Source organism: Tepidibacter mesophilus, assembly GCF_002724055.1.
In the GTDB taxonomy this organism is placed as follows: Bacteria; Bacillota; Clostridia; order Peptostreptococcales; family Peptostreptococcaceae; genus Tepidibacter_A; species Tepidibacter_A mesophilus.
Genome location: NZ_BDQY01000026.1, coordinates 15,069 through 33,927 on the forward strand (window position 1 = coordinate 15,069; position 18,859 = coordinate 33,927).

At 27.7% G+C, this 18,859-nt stretch carries 23 protein-coding genes; 7 read left to right on the forward strand and 16 right to left on the reverse strand.

The annotated features are described in order from the left end of the window. Positions 1 to 18: 18 nt before the first annotated feature. The 4 genes from Tmeso_RS13545 to Tmeso_RS13560 all read right to left on the reverse strand — a co-directional run bounded on the left by Tmeso_RS13545 (position 19) and on the right by Tmeso_RS13560 (position 3,466). Positions 19 to 1,299 (reverse strand): FAD-dependent oxidoreductase, encoded by a 1,281-nt coding sequence (locus Tmeso_RS13545; RefSeq protein ID WP_099192103.1) that lies wholly within the window; start codon positions 1,297 to 1,299, stop codon positions 19 to 21. Next, positions 1,296 to 2,243, reverse strand: a complete 948-nt coding sequence (locus Tmeso_RS13550; protein ID WP_099192105.1) for a hypothetical protein — start codon at positions 2,241 to 2,243, stop codon at positions 1,296 to 1,298. Before Tmeso_RS13550 ends, Tmeso_RS13545 begins: the two co-directional genes overlap by 4 nt. A gap of 147 nt (positions 2,244 to 2,390) precedes the next feature. Beyond that, positions 2,391 to 2,864, reverse strand: a complete 474-nt coding sequence (ytfJ, locus tag Tmeso_RS13555) for a GerW family sporulation protein (protein WP_099192107.1) — start codon at positions 2,862 to 2,864, stop codon at positions 2,391 to 2,393. Positions 2,865 to 2,866: 2 nt separating this feature from the next. Further along, positions 2,867 to 3,466, reverse strand: coding sequence for a hypothetical protein (locus Tmeso_RS13560; protein ID WP_099192109.1), 600 nt, complete (start codon positions 3,464 to 3,466; stop codon positions 2,867 to 2,869). Between the two features lie 237 nt (positions 3,467 to 3,703). Here Tmeso_RS13560 and Tmeso_RS13565 point away from each other — a divergent pair, with 237 nt between their 5' ends. The 4 genes from Tmeso_RS13565 to Tmeso_RS13580 all read left to right on the forward strand — a co-directional run bounded on the left by Tmeso_RS13565 (position 3,704) and on the right by Tmeso_RS13580 (position 6,934). Next, a complete protein-coding gene (locus Tmeso_RS13565; protein ID WP_099192111.1) occupies positions 3,704 to 4,243 on the forward strand; it encodes a helix-turn-helix domain-containing protein in 540 nt (179 codons plus the stop codon). Between the two features lie 172 nt (positions 4,244 to 4,415). Continuing rightward, a complete protein-coding gene (locus Tmeso_RS13570) occupies positions 4,416 to 5,300 on the forward strand; it encodes an ABC transporter ATP-binding protein (protein WP_099192113.1) in 885 nt (294 codons plus the stop codon). Between the two features lie 5 nt (positions 5,301 to 5,305). Continuing rightward, positions 5,306 to 6,103 carry an ABC transporter permease subunit gene (locus Tmeso_RS13575; protein WP_099192115.1) on the forward strand — a complete coding sequence of 266 codons (798 nt, stop codon included), beginning with the start codon at positions 5,306 to 5,308 and terminating at the stop codon, positions 6,101 to 6,103. A 33-nt stretch (positions 6,104 to 6,136) separates the two neighbouring features. Next, positions 6,137 to 6,934, forward strand: coding sequence for an ABC transporter permease subunit (locus Tmeso_RS13580; RefSeq protein WP_099192117.1), 798 nt, complete (start codon positions 6,137 to 6,139; stop codon positions 6,932 to 6,934). Positions 6,935 to 7,026: 92 nt separating this feature from the next. Here the strand turns inward: Tmeso_RS13580 and scpB are convergent, their stop codons facing one another. Genes scpB through Tmeso_RS13595 form a run of 3 tightly spaced genes read right to left on the reverse strand, consistent with a single transcriptional unit; the run spans position 7,027 to position 8,870 of the window. After that, positions 7,027 to 7,557, reverse strand: a complete 531-nt coding sequence (gene scpB / locus Tmeso_RS13585) for an SMC-Scp complex subunit ScpB (RefSeq protein ID WP_099192119.1) — start codon at positions 7,555 to 7,557, stop codon at positions 7,027 to 7,029. A gap of 4 nt (positions 7,558 to 7,561) precedes the next feature. Beyond that, a complete protein-coding gene (locus Tmeso_RS13590; RefSeq protein ID WP_099192121.1) occupies positions 7,562 to 8,266 on the reverse strand; it encodes a segregation and condensation protein A in 705 nt (234 codons plus the stop codon). Positions 8,267 to 8,276: 10 nt separating this feature from the next. Continuing rightward, positions 8,277 to 8,870 carry a site-2 protease family protein gene (locus tag Tmeso_RS13595; RefSeq protein WP_242967934.1) on the reverse strand — a complete coding sequence of 198 codons (594 nt, stop codon included), beginning with the start codon at positions 8,868 to 8,870 and terminating at the stop codon, positions 8,277 to 8,279. A gap of 189 nt (positions 8,871 to 9,059) precedes the next feature. On the opposite strand from Tmeso_RS13595, the gene Tmeso_RS13600 reads away from it, so the two are divergent. Together Tmeso_RS13600 and Tmeso_RS13605 are read left to right on the forward strand one after the other, a co-directional pair. Further along, positions 9,060 to 9,302: a hypothetical protein gene (locus tag Tmeso_RS13600; protein WP_099192125.1), complete on the forward strand. Its 243-nt coding sequence runs from the start codon at positions 9,060 to 9,062 to the stop codon at positions 9,300 to 9,302. A gap of 85 nt (positions 9,303 to 9,387) precedes the next feature. Beyond that, complete coding sequence (locus Tmeso_RS13605; protein WP_099192127.1) at positions 9,388 to 10,056, forward strand: YhcN/YlaJ family sporulation lipoprotein; 669 nt, start codon at positions 9,388 to 9,390, stop codon at positions 10,054 to 10,056. Positions 10,057 to 10,199: 143 nt separating this feature from the next. On the opposite strand, the gene Tmeso_RS13610 is transcribed toward Tmeso_RS13605, so the two are convergent. Continuing rightward, positions 10,200 to 11,342, reverse strand: a complete 1,143-nt coding sequence (locus Tmeso_RS13610; RefSeq protein ID WP_099192128.1) for a D-alanyl-D-alanine carboxypeptidase family protein — start codon at positions 11,340 to 11,342, stop codon at positions 10,200 to 10,202. 130 nt (positions 11,343 to 11,472) lie between these two features. Next, entirely contained in the window at positions 11,473 to 13,134 is a 1,662-nt protein-coding gene (locus Tmeso_RS13615; protein WP_207653859.1) for a ribonuclease J, read from the reverse strand. 208 nt (positions 13,135 to 13,342) lie between these two features. Here Tmeso_RS13615 and Tmeso_RS13620 point away from each other — a divergent pair, with 208 nt between their 5' ends. Beyond that, the gene (locus tag Tmeso_RS13620) at positions 13,343 to 14,083 is read left to right on the forward strand and encodes a metal-dependent hydrolase (RefSeq protein WP_099192132.1); all 741 of its coding nucleotides are present in this window, start codon (positions 13,343 to 13,345) and stop codon (positions 14,081 to 14,083) included. Between the two features lie 33 nt (positions 14,084 to 14,116). Here Tmeso_RS13620 and Tmeso_RS13625 read toward each other — a convergent pair whose 3' ends face one another. The 7 genes from Tmeso_RS13625 to Tmeso_RS13650 form a co-directional block, all read right to left on the reverse strand. Next, a complete protein-coding gene (locus tag Tmeso_RS13625) occupies positions 14,117 to 14,551 on the reverse strand; it encodes a Fur family transcriptional regulator (RefSeq protein WP_099192134.1) in 435 nt (144 codons plus the stop codon). A gap of 112 nt (positions 14,552 to 14,663) precedes the next feature. Further along, complete coding sequence (locus tag Tmeso_RS16545) at positions 14,664 to 14,810, reverse strand: hypothetical protein (RefSeq protein ID WP_187296372.1); 147 nt, start codon at positions 14,808 to 14,810, stop codon at positions 14,664 to 14,666. A 101-nt stretch (positions 14,811 to 14,911) separates the two neighbouring features. Continuing rightward, positions 14,912 to 16,774 (reverse strand): ferrous iron transport protein B, encoded by a 1,863-nt coding sequence (feoB, locus tag Tmeso_RS13630; protein WP_099192136.1) that lies wholly within the window; start codon positions 16,772 to 16,774, stop codon positions 14,912 to 14,914. A gap of 11 nt (positions 16,775 to 16,785) precedes the next feature. After that, positions 16,786 to 17,004: a FeoA family protein gene (locus Tmeso_RS13635; RefSeq protein ID WP_099192138.1), complete on the reverse strand. Its 219-nt coding sequence runs from the start codon at positions 17,002 to 17,004 to the stop codon at positions 16,786 to 16,788. Between the two features lie 138 nt (positions 17,005 to 17,142). Next, positions 17,143 to 17,403 carry a DUF1292 domain-containing protein gene (locus tag Tmeso_RS13640; RefSeq protein WP_099192140.1) on the reverse strand — a complete coding sequence of 87 codons (261 nt, stop codon included), beginning with the start codon at positions 17,401 to 17,403 and terminating at the stop codon, positions 17,143 to 17,145. A 72-nt stretch (positions 17,404 to 17,475) separates the two neighbouring features. Then, entirely contained in the window at positions 17,476 to 17,895 is a 420-nt protein-coding gene (gene ruvX, locus Tmeso_RS13645) for a Holliday junction resolvase RuvX (RefSeq protein ID WP_099192142.1), read from the reverse strand. A 9-nt stretch (positions 17,896 to 17,904) separates the two neighbouring features. Further along, positions 17,905 to 18,855, reverse strand: a complete 951-nt coding sequence (locus Tmeso_RS13650) for an aldo/keto reductase (RefSeq protein WP_099192144.1) — start codon at positions 18,853 to 18,855, stop codon at positions 17,905 to 17,907. Positions 18,856 to 18,859 lie beyond the last annotated feature (4 nt).

The window sequence follows — 18,859 nt, forward strand, 5'->3', positions numbered from 1 at the left end:
GCCACAGCTTCAATTTCTTCAAATCAATCTCTCCTCATATATATTCAAAAGCCCAACCTTCTTAATCCTTTCATATAATACATCTGGATTGGTTGTATATAAATTTCTTTCCTTCATTCTTTCAAAAAATATAGATCCTGCAAATGTAAATCTAAGTTTATCTCCACCTTCTTTATGCATCATTTCATTTGCATAAGACACTATATCCCCAATAACTGTATTTATAGGAAGCTGTAAAAGAGGAATTCCTATCATGTTTCTAACACTATTATGACCAGCTAAATATCCTGTGCAAATAGCTTCTGTATGACCCACATAAAGGCCACTTTTTTCCCCCGCAACAAATAAATTATTAAGACCTATAACTTTTAAGTTATTATCTCTTGGAGCAATAGATAAATATCTTATAGAGTTTCCTATACCTGCTGAATACGGATCTTCAAATTTTGCATTTTCAAATCCTTTTATTCTTCTAAGCTTATCTAGAGGATAAAAAGGAGCCATCAATTTTGCATGACCTGTATCAAGTAAAACTATATTTTTAGCAAATGCGTCTAATGCATATTGTTGACATACTTTTATGTCTAATTTTTCTTCATTAATTTCTTCCTTAGGAAGTGGTATTATACAAACTCCATTTTTGTTTAGTTCTTCTCTTATTTCATCGCTTAAAGATTCTTTATTAAGCTTTATAGATCCACTAAAAGCACCATAGGTTCCATCTTTTCTTTTTCCAATTATGTCTTCTATACCACATTTTTTAGTAATACTAACTCTTCCTCCAAACGAAGGACATCTTAAAACACACATAGAACACCCATTACCATACTTCAAACAATTTCCCATAGGACCTGTTGATCCTGTAGTTTCTACAAATGAATCTGCCGTAATATTAGTATCATTATCTAGTTTTATATATTTAATAGTTTTATTTTCAACATATGCATCTATAACCCTTGTTCTAAAAATTATATTTATTCCCATATCAATTAATTTATTTGTAACGGCACTTTCTATCAAAGTTACATCATATAGACTTGCATGATTATGTCCTGGAAAATCAATATTCTTATGTCTTGAATATTCATCAGTAAGTTCAAATAGTTCTCTGCCACCTAAAAGTATATTTTCTTCTGCAGCTGTATATCTTCCATTATTTCTCATAATACCGCCCACATTTCCAAGACCAAGCAACATATCCGTTCTTTCTATTAAAATAACTTCAGCTCCTGCCTTTTTAGCGCTAATAGCAGCAGCACATCCAGCCCAACCTCCACCTATGACTACAACTTTTCTCATTTCAAAGCCTCCTTTAGATATACTCTTGGCTCTATTTGAGTCTTGCAAGTTTTTATTTTTTCATCTTTTATATTTACAATACAAGCACCGCATACGCCCTCTCCACAGCAAATCAAATTATTATTAGTTATAGATAAGTTTATTGTATCGTCTACACTATCGACTATATTCATAATGTTTTTATTGAATCTATTAGATCCTGCACTAAAAACCATATCTACACCTTTTTTTAATTCTTCTTTTATTCGATTTTCATTGTTTTTAAAATCGAAATACTTTAAATCCACCTCTAATTCTTTTAGTTTGCTTTCCACCTCTTCAATTTTTTTACCAGAATTATCAAAAAATACTTTTACTTCATTATTATTTTTCAAAAGATTATTAACCGCATTTATCAATGTTACATTTGAGAGTCCCTTTGTTAAAATCAATACTTTTTTGCTTTTTAATTGTTTGAAATACTTAATTCCAAATATACCATTAGTATATGGTCCTTTTATATATACTGTATCACTATTTAATAAATCTTTTGTCTTAGGTCCCAAACTTTCTATAACTATCTCTAGTACATGATTTTTCAAGTCTATATTCATTACAGAAATAGGACTATTAAACATATCATCTTCTCTCTTTCTATCTTTTAAAAGTATATATGATCCTGGATGTATCAATTCATATGCTAGCCATTTTGGTATACTTATACTAAGCAAGTATATATTAGTTTTTATTTCTTGATTTTTTAATACCTTGCATAATATACCTTCTCTAGATTTAATTATTTTTTCGTTATTTTTCTTGAAGTTTTGGTATATACATATTCCTTTTAAATCACACTCACACAAATCTTTGCCCGATAGTAAAGAACAACTTATACAATCTCCACTTTTAGCTAAGTGACAAGGGCAATATTCACTCCCTGCATCAACACATACTTTGTTACCCATAACAATCCCCCTTTCATACAATATAAATAACATTTCTTAAACTCTACATTAATTCAGTTCAAACTATACTCATTAATATAATTTATTTAAATTTGCTTGTTTTGGTTACAAATAGGAAAAGCTGAAGGCAAGTTTTTGCCTTCAGCTTTAATTTTCTTCTTTATTATTTTTAGAACCTTCATTTGCTTGCTTATTTTCATCTTCTTTTTTAGATTTATTTTTACTATTTTCTTTTCCTGAAAACATACTTTGTATATTTTCCATAAGCTTAGGTGTTTTATTGAGTATATTATCTAACATATTTGCATTTTGATCTACATACATAAGCTTTGTCTCATCTTTTTCTACTACCATAAATGCTACAGGTTGAACAGTCACACCTGCTCCAGTCCCTCCGGCAAATGGATATGCATCATTTGAATCTTCTTCTGGTCCACTTCCCTTATTATATTCTCCTCCTCCAGATGCAAATCCAAACGAAACTTTTGATATAGGTATTAAAACTGAACCATTTGATGTTTCAACTGGATTTCCAACTATAGTATTAACATCAATCATCTCTTTCATATTTTCCATAGTAGTTTTCATTAAAGCTTCAATTGGATGTTGTTGTTCTGACATTATTATGCACCACCTTTATTTATTTTGAAAGTTTTGTAGTTCTTTAAAAGTTTTATAAAATTTATGATTCTTAAATTAAAATCTGTTATTATATATATCTTAAATATATTTTCATTAAATCCTGGTTTTATATTTAGTTTTAAATGATCACTATTTACCTTATCGTATATATATTTGTACATTATATTTACAAAGTTAAATAAAAATATACTTAAAAATACATTTTCATTAGATATATATGTATCTATTTTTATTTTTTTTACATCAGCTTTTTTGAAAAGATATTCAAGTGTTTTTTTAAAATTTTCGAAATTTTTCAGTATTTCTTTATTATTTAAATTTTCTTTAAAACTATTAATTAAATCTCCTTTCGTAGAAGTATCTTTTTCTGCTTCCAAATTTACTCCTTTTTTATTAAGAGATAAATCAAAAAAAGAGTATTTTTTTTCATACTTTATGATTCCAAATAAACCTTTTATTCTAAATGCTATTTCATCATTTTGTCCATTTTTAATTAATTGTATTCTTATTTTCATATTAGAACTTAATATAATTATTCCTAAAAATATCAAAAATAAAAATATATAAATAATAATTTTCATATATATATTGTTTCCTAAAAAGTAAAATACATACTTTTTTTTATGTAATCTATTGACTTTTTTTTATTTTGCTGTATATTTAATACTTGGACGTGAAATTTTACCTATATTAAATAATATATTTTTCTCATTATCTAATATAGCTATATTATTCATTATGTATTATACTTATAAAGTGGCATGCATTCATAATCCATTCATAAAACATTTTTCCCTTACTTATTAGGAGTGATTATTTTGAAAATCGGAGCAAAAATCAATAGATTGAGAATATTAAATCAATTAACACAAGAGGAATTAGCTCAAAGATGTGATCTTACTAAAGGTTTTATATCTAAAATCGAAAGAGACTTAACTTCTCCATCCATAGCAACATTAATGGATATTCTAGAAGCCTTAGGAACGGATTTAAAGGCATTTTTTAATGAGGTAGTAGAAGAAAAGATTGTTTACAAAAAAGATGATATCTATGAATCTGTTAACGAGGAATTGAAGTATACAATACATTGGCTTATTCCAAATTCTCAAAAAAATGAAATGGAACCTATCTTGGTAGATATAGAACCAGGAGGTAAAACTGTAATAGATAGACCTCATCAAGGACAAGAATTCGGTTATATAGTAAAAGGTTCTGTAATAATTCATATAGGTAATAAGAAGTTTAAAATAAAAAAAGGAGAAAGTTTCTACTTTACTCCAGACAAAGAGCATTATATTGTTAATAATACAAATAAAAACGCTTCTATACTATGGGTTTCCACTCCACCATCATTTTAAAAAAATCGCATCATGCTATAGCATAATGCGATTTTTTTATATAATTAATTCCTCTAATTACTTTCTTCAAATTTCCTCCAAAGTAAGAATAATATACATTTATTTGTAAACAATAACATTAAGTTTTCTCGCTTTAGACAGTGCTTAATATTTTTAAGGAGATGTTTTAAAAATGAATGTTATTGAAACAAATAATCTAACTAAAAGTTATGGAAAATCAAGAGGTATTGCTGATATAAATTTTAGTGTTAAAGAAGGAGAAATTTTTGGATTTATTGGCCCAAATGGCGCAGGTAAATCAACTACCATTAGAACACTGTTATCTCTAATACATCCAACTAGTGGAAGTGCTAAAATATTTAACAAAAATGTTGTAACGCATGGTCCTGAAATAAGAAAAGAAATAGGTTATCTACCTTCTGAAGTTTTTTATTACAATAATATGAAGGTTATTGATCTCTTGATGTATTCGGCTAGTTTTTATAGGAAGGATTGCAGTAAAATAATAAAATCTTTAGCAGATGTAATGAATCTTGATTTAAATAAAAAAATCGACGATTTATCATTTGGAAACAAAAAAAAGGTTGGAATAATTCAATGTCTGCTTCATGAACCTAAGCTAATTATTCTTGATGAGCCTACTAGTGGACTAGACCCCCTTATGCAGCAAAACTTTTTTGATTTGTTAAAAGAAGCAAACAAAAAAGGTGCAACAATTTTTTTCTCTTCTCACATTTTAAGTGAAGTTCAAAAGCTGTGCAATCGTGTTGCTATTATTAAAGAAGGTAAAATAATAAAACTAGAAAAAATTAGCACTTTAAAAGAAAACAATTATAAAAAGTTCAAAATTGAAACACAATCAAAACCAGATAAAAATCAATTTAATATACCAGGTGTAAATAAGTTAGATGTAAAAGAAAATACAGTTAATTTTATATTTAAAGGTAATATCAATTCCATTATTCAAAAAATCTCATCAGTTAATATATCTAATATATGGATAGACGAACCTAATCTTGAAGAAATTTTTATGCATTACTATTCAAAGGAGGATTAGAAAAAATGAATATATTTCTGCATGAATTAAAATCATATAGAAAGTCTACTATTATATGGACAGTATCATTAATTGTTGTAGCTATTATGTTTTTTTCAATGTTTCCTTCTTTTTCAAAAGATATTCAAAAACTAACAAATGTATTAAAAGGTTTTCCTGAATCAATAAGAAGTGGTGTAGGAATTTCCTTAGAAAGTTTTAATAATATTTTAGGATACTATTCTTTTCCCTTTACATTTATAGTTTTGATTGGAGCAATTCAAGGTATGAATTTGGGCACTTCAATTATATCAAAAGAAGTGTGTGAAAAAACATCAGACTTTCTTTTAACAAAACCTATTTCAAGAACAAAAATTTTAACTTATAAACTAATGGCCATAGTTGTATCTTTATTAATTACTAATATAATTTATATAATAGCTACAAATATAATTATTTCTTTTGTAAATAATGAAGACTACAGTTTTAAAATATTTTTTATGATTTCTATAACATTGCTATTCGTTCAACTAATATTTATGTCATTAGGACTTATTGTCTCAGTTGTATTACCTAAAATCAAATCAGTACTCTCTATTTCTCTTGCTACTGTATTTATTTTTTATTTTATAAGCTTTTTAAGTTCAACAGATGCTAATGATATGACTAGATATGTGACTCCTTTTAAGTATTTTAATCCTACTTATATAATAGAAAATGGTCACTATGAAATACCCTTTATTATTATGACTTTAGCTTTTATTGTAGTTTCCATTACAGCAAGTTATGTTATTTATTCAAAAAAAGATATTCATGCTGTTTAGTTTATTAATTTCAAAATCTAGGAGGCGTAATTAATGAATATATTTGTTAGAGAAATTAAGTCTAATATGAAATCACTTATAATATGGTGTATAGGTATGATTGCAATGATTGGTGGAGGTATGGGTAAATTTGCAGGATTTTCTGAATCAGGTCAGTCTATAAAAGATATAATAGATATATACCCTAAATCTTTATTAAATATACTGGGTATAAGTAAATTTGATTTGTCAACGTTTATTGGCTTTTATGGTGTTCTTTTCTTATATCTTATATTAATTGCTGCTGTACACGCTGTTATGATAGGATCCTATACTATCTCAAAAGAAGAAATCGATAAAACTTCAGAGTTTTTGCTTGTAAAACCGATTTCAAGAAGTAAAGTTGTAACTACAAAGCTATTAGCATGTCTTTTAAATATCATAATTTTAAATATAGTTACATTAATTGCATCATTAGCTGCTGTAAACTATTTTAATGAAAACGATGCAATATTAGCAAATGTATTAATGTTAATGTTAGGTATGTTTTGTCTGCAACTGATATTCATGTGCATAGGTTCACTATTAGCCTCTATACTTAAAAATCCGAAGGATACCTCTTCTATTTCAACTGGAATACTACTTATAACCTTTATTATTTATATGATAACAAATATGTACGATAATCTTGAGAATCTAAAATATTTTACTCCTTTTAAATACTTTGAAGCTGAATTGATAATTTTAGGAAAGGGTATTAATCCTGTTTTTATAATACTTTCATTTATGATTATTGTAATATCATTAATAGGTACATATGTATTTTATAAAAACAGAGATTTAAAGATATAATTATTTAAAATAAGGGTTATTAACATTTACTACAATGATATAAGCTTGGTTTTTGTAGTAAATATTAACAACCCTATCATATTATGTAAATTTTACTCTTGTTTTTCTTCTTCTTGAACAGGAGGTAAGTCTTCTATCTTATCAAGTCCAAACAACTTTAAAAACTCTTCAGTAGTTTTATATATTATAGGCTTACCTATTTTATTAAGTCTTCCAGCTTCTTTTATAAAATCGTGTTCAACCAATGTAGATATCGCCTTATCACACTTAACGCCTCTTATTTCTTCTATTTCTACCTTAGTTATAGGTTGTTTATAAGCGATTATAGTCAATGTTTCAAGAGTAGCTTGTGTTAGACTTTTTTTCTTTTTAGGCTCAAATAACTTTCGTACATATTCTTCATACTCTTTATTTGTTCCCATTTGATACCTGTTTTGAACCTTATATATTTGTATTCCTCTATTTTGGCCTTCATATTCTTTTTGTAATTCTATTAATATATTTTCTATATCACGTAAGCTCATATCTTCATTTATTACCTCTTTTATTTCCTTTACCGTTATAGGATCTGAATATGAGAACAATACAGATTCTATAATATTTTTTATCTTTTTGTTATTCATAAAATCACTCTACCTTTTTAACTATTATATCTGATAAGTAGTTCTCTTGTTTTACTACTACATTTTTTGTTTTTATGAGTTCAAGAACAGATAGAAAAGTAACTATGATTTCTTCTTTATCTGAAGTTTTTATCAAATCTTTAAATAATAAGCTGCCTTTTTTCTCTACTTGATCTTTTACATAAGAAATTTTTTCTTCTATTGAAATAGTAGGCTTTTTATATATTGTATCTAATCTGTTTTTCGTATTTTCTTTTCTTATTTCTTTCACAACACTTGGTAAAAATTTCATAAGCATATCTATATTTAAATTTGATAAATCCATTTTTTCTTCTATATAGATTTCTTCTTTTTTTCTAAAAAAAACGCCTTCTCCTAAATACATTCTATCCTTCAAATAATTTGATGCATTTTTAAAATTTTTATATTCTATAAGCTGCTGCATAAGCTCTGCTCTAGGATCTTCTTCTTCTTCATTCTTTTTATATAGCAAATATTTAGATTTAATTTCAAGAAGCCTACAAGCCATTATTATAAAATCACTAGTTATCTCAAGATCCATTTTACCCATTGTATCTAAATGCTCTAAATACTGCTTGGTTATTTCAAAGATAGATATATCGTATATATCTATTTTATTTTTTACTATTAAATCATATAACAGGTCCATTGGTCCTTCATAAAAATTTAAAGCTACATTATATCCCATATCAAACCCCTTAAACTATAATATTTATCAAATTTTTTATAACAATATATATAGGATTTACTACTATTCTTATATTATCAGTAATCATTAGTATTACTAATATAATGCTTCCTATATGCTCGTATTTAAAATAATAATAATGCAATTTATTAGGAAGAATAGATAGTAAAATCTTGGAGCCATCTAAAGGAGGTATAGGTAATAAATTAAATACTGCAAATCCAATATTTATACTTATGGCACTTAAAATTATGCTATTTAATGCATACATATCTATATATGTTTTTTCATACTTATATAAATATAAACATAATATCGCAAATATTATATTACATACAACACCAGCTATTGAAACAAAAAAAAGTCCAAATCTTTCATTCTTAAAGTTATTAGAATTAATAGGAACTGGTTTTGCCCATCCAAAACGTGCAATAACTAACATTAAAAATCCTATAGGATCTATATGTTTTAATGGATTTAACGAAAGTCTTCCACTTTTTTTTGCTGTATCATCTCCTAACATATATGCTACGTATCCATGCCCAAATTCATGTATAGATATGGCTACTAATATGCCCGGAAGAGTTATTAAAAAATCAATCATATTTCTCATTCTCCATTCTTATTCTTACGATATTACTTATTATAACAAACTCACCTATTTTTTTAAAGAAATTTCATTATATAGCTCAATTAAGTTTTACTTTATAGTCAAGTGGCATAAATATATATATTTCATATTATAAAAAGAAGAATGTCTTTTGTTTATATCTTACATAGAAAGGAGATTTTTATGAAAAAGTTTTACAGTGAACTATCATGTCTACTAGAAAGCGAAGCATTTAAATGTTTTTTAAATTCAGATAAAATTCAATTAGCACAAGTCAACGCTTTAACTTCGCTACTTATAAAAAACAATATAGATTTTGATACTATATTTACTTCAAAATCTCCTAGACTTCCAGCAACACTCACAATAACAGTAGTTATAAATTCACTTACGAGAATATCTAGAACATTTACCTTTTCTGATTAATTTTGAATTTTTTTCATATCTTGCTAATTATCTAACGTTATAAAATTCATACAAAAAGAAAGACTAATTGATAGGAGGTGTATTTATGAAAAAAAATTCAAAACCATTAATTTATACTACAATAACAGTATTGGGCTTATCTACGTTTATGATAGGTTGTACTAATGATCAAGCTGCTAGAAATATAAATGATCGAAATGTAGGAATGAAATCACCTAATTATCAATCAACATACCCTAATACAGCAAATAACTACAGAGGTGTACCATATACAGGTTATTTAGGAAATCCAAATTCTCCAAATTATAATCCTAACCAATATACAGGATATGTAGGAGATACTCGAAATCCAAATTACAACACTAATCAATATACAGGATATGTAGGAAATACTAAAAATCCAAATTATACTTATCAAAACAATATGAATATAAAAAATGCTGGTTTAAATAACACAATCAGAAACAAATGTAACGATTTAAAAGGAGTTGAAGATTCTTCAGTTGCAGTGAATGGAGATACTTGTGTTGTTGCTGTAGATCCTAAGGGAACTTTAACTGAATCTTTAAAAAATCAAATAGAATCTGTTGCCAAAAATGCTGATAGCAATATAACAAAAGTAGTTATAACTCAAGATAATGATGTATATGACCAATTACAAAGATTAGGACAAGATATGCAATCTGGAAAGCCTATGACCGATATTAATAACGAACTTCAAAATATATTCAACAGATTAACACCTAATAGATAAAAAGAAGAACAGTCTAAGTAAAACTTAGACTGTTTTTTATTTATTAGAAAATCATATAATTTTCGTCTTATAGATGCTATTGATTATTGAAGATCAACACAACCAGTTAGGACTCGTTGACAACATGAACTATGCGTTAATTTTTATTTTAATATTGAGTTTAATACTTTATTTAACATTTTCATATAACCAGCTTTTTTAACATCTTTATTTGATACTAAATTTGATTTCATAATAATTTTCTTATCTTTATAAATCTGAACCTCTCCTATCTTTTGACCTTTCTCAATAGGGAATTTTAAATTTTCATATATAACTATTTTTTCTTTGAAATCTTTATTATCTCCTTTTTTGTTTAGATAATAGAGAGGTTCTTCACATGTAAGCTCTATATTATCAGTATCTGCTTTTTCTAATTTTACTTTTTTTACTACTTGTCCTTGGTCGTATATTTTTATAGTCTCATAGTTAGCAAATCCGTAATTTAGCAAAGATGATGCTTCGTTAAATCGTTCTTTAGATGAAGGGGCACCTAAAACTACAGCTATTAGTGTCAAATCATCTCTAGTTGCTGATGCAGACAAGCAAAACTTAGCTTCATTAGTAAACCCAGTTTTTATACCATTAGCACCTTTATAAAACCTTACAAGCTTATTAGTATTTACAAGCCCTATTTTCTTTTGCTTTTTACCAACTACAATTTCATCCATCCATATTTTTAAATATTTATGAATGTCCTTGTACTTTATTAACTCCTTTGACATCAATGATATGTCATAAGCACTTGTGTAATGATCTTCTACAGGTAGTCCGTTAGTATTTGCAAAATGTGTATCCTTCATACCTAATTCTTGTGCTTTTTCATTCATTTTTTTTACGAAGGCTTCTTCACTTCCATAGATGTGCTCTGCCATGGCTACACATCCATCATTGGCAGAAGCAACAGCTATACCTTTAAGTAATTCATCAACTGTTTTAATCTCTCCAGGTTCTAGAAATAATTGACTACCTCCCATACTGGATGCTTTTTCACTTATAGTAACTTTATCATCTAATTTTATTCTTCCTTCACTTAAAGCTTCCATAGTAAGTAGCATACTCATTATCTTTGTAACACTAGCTGGAGGTAGTTTCTCATGGGAATTTTTTTCATATAGAATAGTTCCGCTATTCGCATCTATCAATATAGCAGATTTTGAAGTTAAATTCATATCTTCATTTGCAAACGAAGTAAATGAGGATATGATTATTAGCATAATTAAAGCTAAACTTAACTTTTTTTTCATTCTTTTCACCTCATCTCATTTTAGTTATATTTTGACACTTTAAAAGGTTTATTATACAGTTTGAGATTTGGTAAAAAAAGCATAAAAAAAGATGCAATTAACATTAATTGCATCTTTTTGTAATTATTTATTAAACTTCCATAATTATAGGTAGTATCATAGGATTTCTCTTAGTTTTTTCATATAAATAATTTTTAAGTTCATCTTTTATAGTATTTTTTAAATATGCCCATTCTCTTATTTGCTTAGTTTCACATTGAATTAAAGCTTCTCTTACTACAACCTTTGCTTTTTCTATTAAATCTTCTGATTCTCTAACATATACAAAACCTCTTGAAATTATATCAGGTCCTGCTATAACTTTTCCATTTTCTTTTGATATAGTTACGACAACAACCATAAGTCCATCTTCTGATAAGTGTTTTCTATCTCTTAAAACTATATTTCCAACATCTCCAACACCAAGTCCATCTACAAGTATATTTCCAGAAGGAACATATCCTGCAAGTCTTGCATGGCTTTTGCCAAATTCAACAACAGATCCTGTGTTAATTGTAAATATATTTTCACTTGGCATTCCTAATGATTTTGCAAGTTCAGCATGTTGTTTTAAGTGTCTATATTCCCCATGAACAGGTATAAAGTATTTAGGATTAACTAATCTATGCATAAGTTTTAATTCTTCTTTGCAAGCATGTCCTGAAACGTGTATATCAGCTAAATCATCATATATAACCTCTGCTCCTTTTTCAAACAACTGATTTATAACTCTTGAAACTGTTTTTTCATTTCCAGGTATAGCATGAGCAGAGATTATTACTAAGTCTCCTTTTTCAATTTCCATCTTTTTATGCTCTGATGCTGCCATTCTAGAAAGAGCTGACATAGGTTCTCCTTGAGATCCTGTAGTTATTATAACTAATTCATTGTGCTCGTAATTTTTCATTTCATTAAGATCTATCAATATATCTTCTGGCAGAGTTAAATATCCTAATTCCTTAGCTACATTTACTACATTTACCATAGATCTTCCAGATACAGCTACTTTTTTATTATACTTATAAGCAGAGTTAATTATTTGCTGTACTCTATGTATATTAGAAGCAAAAGTTGCAACTATTATTCTTTTCTTAGCTCCTTTAAATATATCATCAAGAGATGAACCCACTGTTCTCTCTGACATTGTAGAACCCGATCTTTCAGCATTAGTTGAGTCCGCCAACATAACTAAAACTCCTTTTTTCCCAAGTTCTGCTATTCTATGAAAATCCATAACATCTCCATCAATAGGAGTATAATCTATTTTAAAATCTCCTGTATGGAATATCACACCTAATTCTGTATGAATAGCTATTGAGCATGCATCCGGTATACTATGAGTAGCTTTTATAAATTCAACTTCCATTAAATCAGTTTTTATTATATCTTTAGGCTTAACTATATTAAGACTTACATTATTAAGTCTATGCTCTTTTAATTTCACATCTACAAGTCCTATAGTTAACTTTGTGCCATATACAGGTACATTTAATTTTTTTAATACATAAGGAAGAGCACCTATATGATCTTCATGTCCATGAGTTAAGAATATACCCTTAACTCTATCTTTGTTCTTTAAAAGATAACTAATATCAGGTATAACTATATCTATACCTAACATTTCATCTTCAGGAAAACTAAGACCGCAATCTATAACTATTATTTCATCCTTATAATCAATAGCAGTCATATTTTTTCCTATCTCACTTAACCCTCCCAGAGGAATTATTTTTAACTTGTTCGTTTTTCTCATCAATAAAATCATCTCCTTTTATATTTAAATTGTCCGTTTTACCCGTTCATTTTTTTAAATAGGTAATAATAAAAAACGTCCAACTATTACCATAGTACTTATACATTTTATCATACATCTATATATATTTAATAGAATAATTTTTTGACAAATTTATTTTATTTTGATATTCTCAAATTAAATCTTATTCAAACTAAGGAGGTTACCCATGAGAGGCGTAAGTCACTTTGCAATAGGAGTATTGACAGTTGTCGAAACTTCGATATTAATCGACAAACCACTTTCTCCATTAACATTCATGATTTCGTCATTTTGTTCCTTACTTCCAGACATAGATGAATCTCATTCTACAGTTTCTAATTTATTAATAAAAAGTTCATTTTCTAAAGCTATTTACAGATATACGCTTTACTTGATTAATATGATTACTTTTTTTATATTAATATACATAAATAAAAATCTAACTTTTAATTTTATATTAAGCTTTATATTGATAATATTTATAGAAAATAAATTAAAACATACTACACTTCGAAAATCCTTATTTTCAGCCTTAGCATTCATACTATGCTTATCTTTGTATTATATAAAAACTCCATTTGCTTTTATTTCATTGTCTATATTTATAGGAGTCACCCCATGGCTAAAACATAGAGGCTTTACTCATAGTTTAATCGGTATTATACTTTTATATTTTTTATTAAAGGAAATAGAATCATTAATAAACTGTCCACAACTTGCACTATTTAGTTCAATTAGCTATGCTTCACATATATTATTAGGTGATATATTTACTAAAATGGGAATACCTATATTTTATCCAATATCTAATAAAAAAATTTCTCTAGCACCATTTAAAGTGGGTAGCTTATCTGGAAATATATTTGAATTGATTTATACGTTCGTATATTTTTTGGTAGTCATATGTACATTTAAATATAAACTTTGATTTTTAAAAACCCCATGGCGAATGCCACGGGGTTTATTTACAGCTATTACACATCCCAAAAAACTTAACATCGTGATCAAATATCTTAAATCCGTAATTTTTTTCTATTTGTTCTTCTAAAGTCTCTAGTAAATCCTCTTCAACTTCTATTATTTTATTGCACTTTTTGCATATAAGATGGTGGTGATTATGTGATTCATCATCTGAGCTGATCTCATATCTACAACACCCATCATCTAAATTAAGCTTAGATACAGCTCCAATATCATCTAATAACTGAAGAGTTCTATACACCGTTGCAAGTCCAATCTCTGGACACGCTACCTTAACTAAATCATATATTTCTTCACTATTCAAATGTTTTCCTTCATTTTTTATCATTATGTCAACTATAGATCTTCTCTGCGGAGTTAATTTATAACCTTCTTCTTTTAATTTAAGTTTCACTACCTCTATATAATTTTCCATATAATCACCTACATTTTCAAATAATAATTCTTTTCATTTAATATTTTATCCATATTTTATGGTTATGTCAAGCTTTATCAATTGATATTTTTTCAATTGAAATTATTAAATATTATTTTTTACATTCTTTCTTTAGATTACACTTTTTACAAACTCCACTACACTTAAAAAAATCAGCCAAACTAGCATTGCATCTTGGGCATTTTATATTTTTACTATCCTTTATATTATACCCACATGTTGGACATTTAATCTCCATCACAACTCCACCTTTCTACAAGTTGAAATTTTCCACCCTTATATTTATTTAAAAAAATTCTTGAGTTGTTATGCTCAAGAATTTCTTTATATATTTTATTATTATAATATAAACTGTGCTAATATTCCTCCAACTAAGAAAGATATAACAAAACTTCCTATCCATATAGCAGCAGATTCCTTCCAGCTTCTTTCCTTAAATATAACCATAATAGCAGCTATACAAGGAACAAACAAAGTTATAACTACTAAAGACACTAACAGCTGTGGTGAATTTAAAACTCCTTGAGATGCTAAATCTGTCAGTCCAGCTGCTCCAAAATCTCTTCTTATAATACCCATTATAAAAGTTTGAGCAACCCTTGGATCAAGCTTTAAGAAACCTTGTGTTATAGGAGCACATAAATCTATTATACCATCTAAAGCTCCTGTATCCTGAAGAACAGTTATTATAACAGCCCCTAATACAAATAAAGGTCCTGCTTCTATTATAAACATTTTAGATTTTAAATATGTTTTTTTCATAACATTTGAAACTTTAGGCATTCTAAGTGGTGGTAAATCTATCAACAAATCAGTAGATTCACCATTCATAAATTTATTTAATAAAACTCCTACAATACCAAATACAAGTACTATTGTAATTATATAAATAAATGTATATTTAGTTCCCAAAGAAGCTATAAGACCTGCTATAACTCCTAATTGAGCTGAACATGGTATTGCAAGACCCAAAAGCATAGTAGCAATAAATCTTTCTCTTTTAGATCCTAATATTCTTGTCGTTACAGTTGCCATTGTTACACAACCAAATCCTAGTATTATAGGTATTATAGCTCTACCATTAAGGCCTATAAAAGTTAGCATTCTATCTACTAATGTCGCTATCCTTGGAAGATACCCTGTATCTTCTAATATAGATAAGAAGAAATAAAAACCTACAACAAGTGGTAGTAAAAGTCCTAATAGATATATAGGAGCCATAGTTAAAACGCCAAACTCTCCTATTAATAAGTGTCCTATAAAGGAAGTATCTGATACTAATTTTCCAACAGTATTCATTATAATATTGTAATAATATTGTCCCATTATGATCTCTTCAGTTACACCAACAACAGTTTGGGCAATAAATACACCTACAGATTGGTATATCATATACAATGTTAAAAGTAATATCGGTATTCCGGTTAAAGGTTCAACCATCCATCTTCCTAGTTTAGTTCTAAAAGATGCGCCCTCATTAGTTTGTTCTATTATACTAGATATAATAAAATCTATCCTAGTTCTTCTTTGATTATATATATCCTCTCTTAAACTAGGAGAATCACTTACTTCATGTCTTTTTAATAAATTCTCATCTTCTTCAAGTATCAATAGTCTTTCTGAGTCAAAATCTGCTATCTCTTTTATCTCACTAGTTTTTTCTTTTACTATATCTATTATATTACCTACTCTAGCTTCATTTAAGCTATTTCTTACCTCTTTAAGTCCCTGACCTTTTATAGCACTTGTAGGTATTACTTTAACACCTAATTCTTTTGACAACTTATCTATATCTATCTCTATTCCATTCCGCTTTATATCATCCATCATGTTAAGAGCTACTATCACAGGTTTTCCTGTGTCTATTAATTGTTGAGTTAAAAATAAGTCTCTTTCTAAATGAAGAGCATCTACAACATTTAATATTATATCTGCATAAAGAATTACATCTCTTGCTACTCTTTCCTCATCATTGAACGAAGATATTCCGTAAACTCCCGGAGTATCCATTACAACATAATTTTCAAACCTTCCAGAACTTATATCTACAGTAGTGCCTGGGAAATTCGATACATCAACATAAATACCCGTTAAGTAATTGAAAAACACAGACTTACCTACATTTGGATTACCTGCTAAGACTAATTTTATATCACTATTTTTTATAGTTACGCTTGGATTATAAGTATGACATGTAGACATTTAATTTCCTCCTATACTGCTTTTACTTTTATGGTTTTGGCTAATTTTCGTCCTATAGCTATTTCTTGAAATCTATTTTTTAAAACTATTGGTCCTGCAAATACCTTCTGAGAGCAAATTAAATTAGCTCCTTCATAAAGACCTAGTCTTATAGCCTGTACTCTAATTTTTTCATTTGGTATTTCTAATATTTCTATTTTTTGTCCTCTATCTATTTTATCTAAAGTCATTGCAATTCCTCCCACACTTAATTTAAAACAGTTCTCATTTCATAAATACATTATATTTCATATGATAATGAATGTCAACGTTGTATTTTGTGCAAAAAAAAATTCATACTATTTCTAGTATGAATTTTAAAAATCATATTATTCTAATCCTTCTTCTTCCATTAAAGTATGATATACAGCTACTACGTTTTCATACTCTTCATCATCTTCTATAGGAACAATAGCATATTCTCCATCTACTTCTTCTTCCATTCTGAATATGTATGCTTCTTCATCATCATTCTCTTCTAACGGCATAAGTATTGCATATTCATTATCTTGAGCTTCTAAAGTCATTATAACTTCAAATTGAATCTCTAATCCATCTTCATCTACTAATGTTACTATATTTTCTTCCATTAAAGTCACCTCATTAAATTTTTATATTTACTATTATTATATACCAAAGTCCTAAAATTTAATATAGCAATATTATATATTTCTTGTCATATCTAGATATCCTTGTAAAATAAGTACAGCAGCTAGCATATCTATTACTTTTTTTCTTTTTTGTCTACTCACATCAGCTTCAATTAATGATCTTTCAGCCGCAACAGTTGTAAGTCTTTCATCCCAAAACTTTATTTCAAGATCAGTTATAGTCTTTAATTTTTCAGTAAATTTAACAACCTTCTCACTTTGAGGTCCAAGTGTTCCGTTCATATTCTTAGGAAGACCTACAACTATTTCTGTAACTTCTTTTTCTTTTATTATTCTATCTAGCTCTATCAAATCTGTTTTTATACCTTTTCTTCTTATCGTTGTAATCCCTTGGGCTGTGAGTCCCATCAAATCACTAACCGCTACACCTATTGTTTTATTACCTACATCAAGCCCCATTATTCTTTTCATAAATTCCTCCTAAATTATCTTTATACAAAAGTCTTTACAGTATTTTGAACAATATCCGCATAGTACACATTTATTTTTATCTATAACTACCTTATCATCTATTATAGATAATGCTCTGTGCTGACATTTTGATACACAAGCACCACATCTTTCACACCAATTAGCTATTTTAAGTTCTCTTTTTTTATTGTTTAACTTATCTTTTATATTTTGAGGTATATCTTTTCCATCAAATTTGAAAATATTAGCTATTACTTCTTCTTTTGATTGCATTCCTATGGCTATTGAATCTAGTATATCTAAATTAAGTGCAAAATCCAATGATTCATCATAGGAGTGTATTAGGTTTCCTCCCCCAAGAGGTTTCATAGCGTATATGCCTATATTATTTTTTTTTGCTTCTTTTATAGCATCTATCATATCTTCTATACTTCCATCGTGTATGCCAATCCCTGATTTATTGACTATTGGATGAATAATATCTATTTCATCAATTTTTGAAGCAGCTTTTACTGCTGATACTGTATGAGTAGATATTCCAACAGATCTTATATATCCTTTTTCCTTCATTTTGATGAAATATTCCATAGCCTCCCAATGTCCCCTTAATGTGTGTTCGCTTTCTTGTTCATGAAGCAAGAATCCATCTATATAATCAGTATTCATCTCTTTCATTGCTTTTTTCAGACTTTCCTCGGCTGTTTTTTTAGAATAAGAATATGATTTAGTCATTAGTATTATCGTATCCCTTTGATAACTTTTAAATGCTTCATTTATATGTTTATATGTACCATAAAGTTCTGCTGTATCTATAAAATTAACACCTCTTTCAAAGGCCTCAATTATAACTTTTGCTCCATCTTCTGCATTAAAATTTCGTTGAAGTGGTCCTATGGTTAAAGCTCCAAAGCACATTTTAGAAACTTTAAATCCGCTTTTGCCTAATATATTGTACTCCAAGGTT

Excerpts from the sequence above, each read along its gene's own strand:
- Tmeso_RS13600 (WP_099192125.1), top strand. The coding sequence starts at position 9,060 with ATGAAAAAGTTTTACAGTGAACTATCATGTCTACTAGAAAGCGAAGCA.
- ruvX (WP_099192142.1), bottom strand. The coding sequence starts at position 17,895 with ATGAAAAGAATAATGGGGCTTGATGTAGGTAATAAAACAATAGGTGTA.
- Tmeso_RS13640 (WP_099192140.1), bottom strand. The coding sequence starts at position 17,403 with ATGGAAGAAAATATAGTAACATTAGTAGATGAAGATGGATTAGAGATT.
- Tmeso_RS13545 (WP_099192103.1), bottom strand. The coding sequence starts at position 1,299 with ATGAGAAAAGTTGTAGTCATAGGTGGAGGTTGGGCTGGATGTGCTGCT.
- Tmeso_RS13615 (WP_207653859.1), bottom strand. The coding sequence starts at position 13,134 with ATGAGAAAAACGAACAAGTTAAAAATAATTCCTCTGGGAGGGTTAAGT.
- ytfJ (WP_099192107.1), bottom strand. The coding sequence starts at position 2,864 with ATGTCAGAACAACAACATCCAATTGAAGCTTTAATGAAAACTACTATG.
- Tmeso_RS13625 (WP_099192134.1), bottom strand. The coding sequence starts at position 14,551 with ATGGAAAATTATATAGAGGTAGTGAAACTTAAATTAAAAGAAGAAGGT.
- Tmeso_RS13575 (WP_099192115.1), top strand. The coding sequence starts at position 5,306 with ATGAATATATTTCTGCATGAATTAAAATCATATAGAAAGTCTACTATT.
- Tmeso_RS13560 (WP_099192109.1), bottom strand. The coding sequence starts at position 3,466 with ATGAAAATTATTATTTATATATTTTTATTTTTGATATTTTTAGGAATA.
- Tmeso_RS13595 (WP_242967934.1), bottom strand. The coding sequence starts at position 8,870 with ATGATTGATTTTTTAATAACTCTTCCGGGCATATTAGTAGCCATATCT.
- Tmeso_RS13605 (WP_099192127.1), top strand. The coding sequence starts at position 9,388 with ATGAAAAAAAATTCAAAACCATTAATTTATACTACAATAACAGTATTG.
- Tmeso_RS13610 (WP_099192128.1), bottom strand. The coding sequence starts at position 11,342 with ATGAAAAAAAAGTTAAGTTTAGCTTTAATTATGCTAATAATCATATCC.
- Tmeso_RS13550 (WP_099192105.1), bottom strand. The coding sequence starts at position 2,243 with ATGGGTAACAAAGTATGTGTTGATGCAGGGAGTGAATATTGCCCTTGT.
- Tmeso_RS13580 (WP_099192117.1), top strand. The coding sequence starts at position 6,137 with ATGAATATATTTGTTAGAGAAATTAAGTCTAATATGAAATCACTTATA.
- scpB (WP_099192119.1), bottom strand. The coding sequence starts at position 7,557 with ATGAATAACAAAAAGATAAAAAATATTATAGAATCTGTATTGTTCTCA.
- feoB (WP_099192136.1), bottom strand. The coding sequence starts at position 16,774 with ATGTCTACATGTCATACTTATAATCCAAGCGTAACTATAAAAAATAGT.
- Tmeso_RS13570 (WP_099192113.1), top strand. The coding sequence starts at position 4,416 with ATGAATGTTATTGAAACAAATAATCTAACTAAAAGTTATGGAAAATCA.
- Tmeso_RS13635 (WP_099192138.1), bottom strand. The coding sequence starts at position 17,004 with ATGACTTTAGATAAAATAGATAGAGGACAAAAAATAGAAATATTAGAA.
- Tmeso_RS16545 (WP_187296372.1), bottom strand. The coding sequence starts at position 14,810 with ATGGAGATTAAATGTCCAACATGTGGGTATAATATAAAGGATAGTAAA.
- Tmeso_RS13620 (WP_099192132.1), top strand. The coding sequence starts at position 13,343 with ATGAGAGGCGTAAGTCACTTTGCAATAGGAGTATTGACAGTTGTCGAA.
- Tmeso_RS13590 (WP_099192121.1), bottom strand. The coding sequence starts at position 8,266 with ATGGGATATAATGTAGCTTTAAATTTTTATGAAGGACCAATGGACCTG.